We start from the raw sequence: 3,787 nt of genomic DNA, 5'->3' as shown, positions 1-3,787 counted from the left end.
GTGGGAGACTTCTTTCGGAGGGAAGTTAAAAATAACACAAGAGGAAATTGCAAGTGGAATCTGTACTCAGGGATTGATTAGTCGAATTGAAAAGGGGGAACATATCCCTTCAGCAGATATTCTATATAAGATCGCAAAAAAACTAGGGCTCGATGTGAATTATTTCTTTCATTATGCGGAGACACCGAGTCTCACGTATATAGAGGAAGTTATGTATCAAGTACGCAAATCCATTCGGGAGCGAAGTTATCATGAAGTAGAAGAGATAATCAAGATAGAAATGAAGAACCCATTATTTCAAACGCCTACCTTTAAGCAATTCCTGCTTTGGCATAAAGGAATCTGTACATACTACATACAAGCAGATATCGAAAAAGCCATGAGTCTTATGCAAGAAGCACTTAATTTAAGTGAAACCGGCAATAATGCCTATTCAGAACGCGAGATTGAGATTTTGAACAGCATAGCTATTTTACATAGCGAAGTAGGCCAGCATAAAAGAGCGATTGAAACTTTAGAAAAAGCAATGGTACATTTGGAAAATTTATCCTGCAAAAAGGATGTACATATAGAAATTAGATTGCTGTATAGCTTGGCCAAGTTTCTATCGTTTGAAGAGGCTTATGCTGATTCGATTCAGCATTGTGAAAGAGGAAGTAAGCTATGCCTTCAATACGAATCTTTCTATTTGTATGGGGAATTAACATTTCAACACGGCTACAATTTAATGAAGCTAGGTCAAAAGAAAGAAGCAATTGTATATTTTTGTAAAGCCCGAAGCATTTTTCAACTACAGAACAATTCAGATTTTGTTTCTTACATAGATGAGGAAATGAGCTACTTAAGCTAATCTTGTTTAGGGAGTTTTTATTTTAAAGGAGGGGTTCGGTGAATAAAAGCTCGAAAAAGGCACTTATTTCAGTCGTGACTGTCGCTATACTAATCTTTTTAATTAATGACACACCCTTGAATTAATGAAATTGTTATTGAACAAACAACGAGAATAATCGCTAGTATCGCTGCTATAATAATTACAATGCCGAGGGTTCATTTCTTTATGAGATAAAAAGCCGTCCTAGATAGGGCGGCTCGATTTTTGTGATAAGCTATATCTCTAAATACGACAGAGACTTTAAACTCTTCTAGGGCAAAGTATACTAAAACATATTTTGTTCATACATGGTTGCAGCAGCTCGCCTTCTGTTCTCAATTAAAAATTGAGAAAGCTGTACATTTTGATTAGCACTTCTTTCTTCTTCGGAAAGGTGACTATTTCTTTGGGAACGCTGCTTTAGTCGGTTTATTCGTTGCTGATAGAAGTTATCGTCCCATAAACCTAATTCCGCTCCTCGTTCAGCTAGTCTAACCAAAGATTCACTCGTACCCATTGCAATTTTTTGAGCTGATTCTTTGGCGGATATCTGTTTTACATTGGCTGGATTAACAGGTTCTTTTGCGTTCTTCATAGCATCATCAAACTCTTCAAACTTCCCCTGATATCCGTACATGAATCTTGCAGTACAATAAGCAGCTCTCATCTCAAATTCAGAGCAATTGTTGAAATAAGTAGAATTTACACTCATTTTTCCTCCTCCTTCCTTTTTTATTCACTTTCTATTATCGGAAACAAAATTTGTAATTTTAGTATTTTGTGGATTTTTAATACTTTATTTTACATTGTAAAAATATTACAATTTGATTGTGTACACTTTAATAAAATTTTAGGAAGAGGGAAGAGTATGAAAAAGAAAATTAAGTTATCCATTTTGTCTGCTTTAATGTGTCTCGGTGTTTCAAGTATTGCTCAAGCTGCTGAACCTACTGATTCTTTAAAGAATATTGACAGATCAGATGTTGTTGCAAGTTTTAAAGAAGATTTAAAAAAGAAGCATCCTAATCTAGTAATAAAAGAAGTAACAAACGAGGAAGCAGCTAAGCTTAGAGCAGAAGCGAAAGAGCATGAAAATCAACAATCATCATCAATTGGTACATATGGCCCAGCTAAACCTGTGACAGACTTATATATTCTTGGAATTGTTTGGGATGGAGGAGCTAGTCACCAAGCCATTGACGGCCAAATTTCTACTTCAAAACCAATTAAAGGTCTTTCACAAGTTGTCACATTCGAAGAAGGAAACGGTTCAGATACCCAATGGTTAGGAGATGAGCAAATTACATTTTCTAATCCTGATTATATTTGGAAAACTGACTCTGTTGACTATGACGGAGATCGTATTGTAGATGCTTGGATTCATTATGTAACATTTGATTCTGATGTCAAAATTCCAAGTCAGGAAACAAAGCAATACCGGTTCCAATCTAGATCTTATAATGCGCCTTGGAACACAGAACAAGCATGGCTTAACATTCCGCATCAATAAGTAGAATCTTTAATAAGATAAAGTTGCGCTCTAGCATTAAAATTCAATATTAAATCAAAGCCGTCTAGAACTGGGCGGCTTTATACCTGTTGTTATATAAATAATCCTTATTTTTATTCTTGCTTTTTTTCTAAAGCAAGTAGTATTCATTCCAAACGTTTACTTTTGCCTACTAAGATGAAATCCCCTTGCTAACAAGGGGATTTCCGAGATAAAAGCTATCTACCCCGATGCTTTTGTTTTGCCCTCTGTATTTTTAGAGCGCGTTTTCTTTCTTTCATCTCTTCACGTTGTTGACGAGACAGAGATTTTCTTGCTTTTTTGCGACCTTCTAATTCCAGTCGTAATGCTTCTTGTGCCTGCGTAGAAATCCCCCGGTTCTCGACTTCCTTTGCAGCCAGTCGGGCCATTCGTTTCGGATTGATGCGCCGCTCTTGTTTTTCTTCAACTTCCGTGGACGCCGACACTTTATCTAACAGTGGAATCATCATATGACGTACAAAGTCTAAAATCTCAACGTCTTTCGGTTCTTTACCGAAAATATAGCGGCAAGCCTTCATTTTACTGCTTTCCTTAAATTCGGTAACACCAATCCAGAATTGACCATCAAAATAAACTGTTAATCGCACGAAGCATCCCCCTCCATAAAAATTAATGAAGTGATGGACATCCCGAGGGGGGAAGGTTACTGACATTAGCTGATATGCTAATGCGACCGGACTACCAACCGATCTGTGATTTTACACTTCATATTCTATTATAAGAAATTAATTCTAAAATTGCATAAAGAATAACCTGTTTGCAAAAGAGAAATTATTGGATAGGAATAAAGATGTTTATCCGTATTATTGTATTTTATGTATATAATAGGATTTAAGAAGTGAAAGGGAGGAAGTGTATGAACACTAACAAGAAAAAAGCTCTTATTTCAGCAGTTATTGTTAGTATTTTAAGTGTCTTATGGAGCTATATTATTCCAGAGCAGACGACAAGGTTGATAGTTAGTATCTCTGTTAGTGTCAGTGTAGTACTACTGGTTTATTATTTGATGAGAAATAAGAACAGTGAAAAAACAAAGTAATGAGCCTAATAGATAGTAACAGAATTCTATCGAATCGCCCAACACTATGCATATAAACAGAACCCCGCTTCGCCTTAGCGGAGTTTTTCATCTTAAATCACGCCTGTTGATTATCCATAAGGTGGAAGAAAAAAGGTGCACGCGTGACGTGTTTCCCCGCCTTTTCCCGCAACGAAATCATACAGCCGCGTTGTGGTGACTGTATAATCAGCACTCTTAATGTAACATATAAATAGACAGGATTTCCTCGGATTAACGAGGGATTTTTAACTTCCCTCCGAAAGAAGTCTTCCACTTCTAAACGTGAAGGTGACAGCACCAGTGA

General features: G+C 36.5%; 6 protein-coding genes. 3 read left to right on the top strand and 3 right to left on the bottom strand.

Annotated elements, in window-relative coordinates; all coding sequences use genetic code 11:
- The coding region (locus tag HMPREF0083_RS18520; RefSeq protein ID WP_021623187.1) for a helix-turn-helix domain-containing protein at window positions 1-850 on the top strand (850 nt) is incomplete at its 5' end.
- Window positions 851-1,157: 307 nt separating this feature from the next.
- On the opposite strand, the gene HMPREF0083_RS18515 is transcribed toward HMPREF0083_RS18520, so the two are convergent.
- On the bottom strand, window positions 1,158-1,583 hold the full coding sequence (locus HMPREF0083_RS18515) for a hypothetical protein (protein WP_021623186.1): 426 nt from the start codon (window positions 1,581-1,583) through the stop codon (window positions 1,158-1,160).
- 156 nt (window positions 1,584-1,739) lie between these two features.
- Here HMPREF0083_RS18515 and HMPREF0083_RS18510 point away from each other — a divergent pair, with 156 nt between their 5' ends.
- Complete coding sequence (locus HMPREF0083_RS18510) at window positions 1,740-2,381, top strand: hypothetical protein (RefSeq protein ID WP_021623185.1); 642 nt, start codon at window positions 1,740-1,742, stop codon at window positions 2,379-2,381.
- A gap of 218 nt (window positions 2,382-2,599) precedes the next feature.
- On the opposite strand, the gene HMPREF0083_RS18505 is transcribed toward HMPREF0083_RS18510, so the two are convergent.
- Window positions 2,600-3,010 (bottom strand): YjdF family protein, encoded by a 411-nt coding sequence (locus tag HMPREF0083_RS18505; RefSeq protein ID WP_040303733.1) that lies wholly within the window; start codon window positions 3,008-3,010, stop codon window positions 2,600-2,602.
- 269 nt (window positions 3,011-3,279) lie between these two features.
- On the opposite strand from HMPREF0083_RS18505, the gene HMPREF0083_RS18500 reads away from it, so the two are divergent.
- The gene (locus tag HMPREF0083_RS18500) at window positions 3,280-3,462 is read left to right on the top strand and encodes a hypothetical protein (protein WP_040303730.1); all 183 of its coding nucleotides are present in this window, start codon (window positions 3,280-3,282) and stop codon (window positions 3,460-3,462) included.
- A gap of 97 nt (window positions 3,463-3,559) precedes the next feature.
- Here the strand turns inward: HMPREF0083_RS18500 and HMPREF0083_RS29075 are convergent.
- Window positions 3,560-3,787, bottom strand: a 228-nt coding sequence (locus tag HMPREF0083_RS29075) for a hypothetical protein (protein ID WP_040303721.1), incomplete at its 5' end; no start/stop codon positions are given.

The sequence above is a fragment of the Aneurinibacillus aneurinilyticus ATCC 12856 genome, from assembly GCF_000466385.1.
Classification (GTDB): domain Bacteria; phylum Bacillota; class Bacilli; order Aneurinibacillales; family Aneurinibacillaceae; genus Aneurinibacillus; species Aneurinibacillus aneurinilyticus.
Note: the sequence above shows the minus strand (reverse complement) of the source record. Positions and strands in the feature narration are given on the sequence as shown.

What these genes read in the sequence shown, in the direction of transcription:
- HMPREF0083_RS18500 (WP_040303730.1), top strand. Translation starts at nt 3,280, where the DNA reads ATGAACACTAACAAGAAAAAAGCTCTTATTTCAGCAGTTATTGTTAGT.
- HMPREF0083_RS18515 (WP_021623186.1), bottom strand. Translation starts at nt 1,583, where the DNA reads ATGAGTGTAAATTCTACTTATTTCAACAATTGCTCTGAATTTGAGATG.
- HMPREF0083_RS18510 (WP_021623185.1), top strand. Translation starts at nt 1,740, where the DNA reads ATGAAAAAGAAAATTAAGTTATCCATTTTGTCTGCTTTAATGTGTCTC.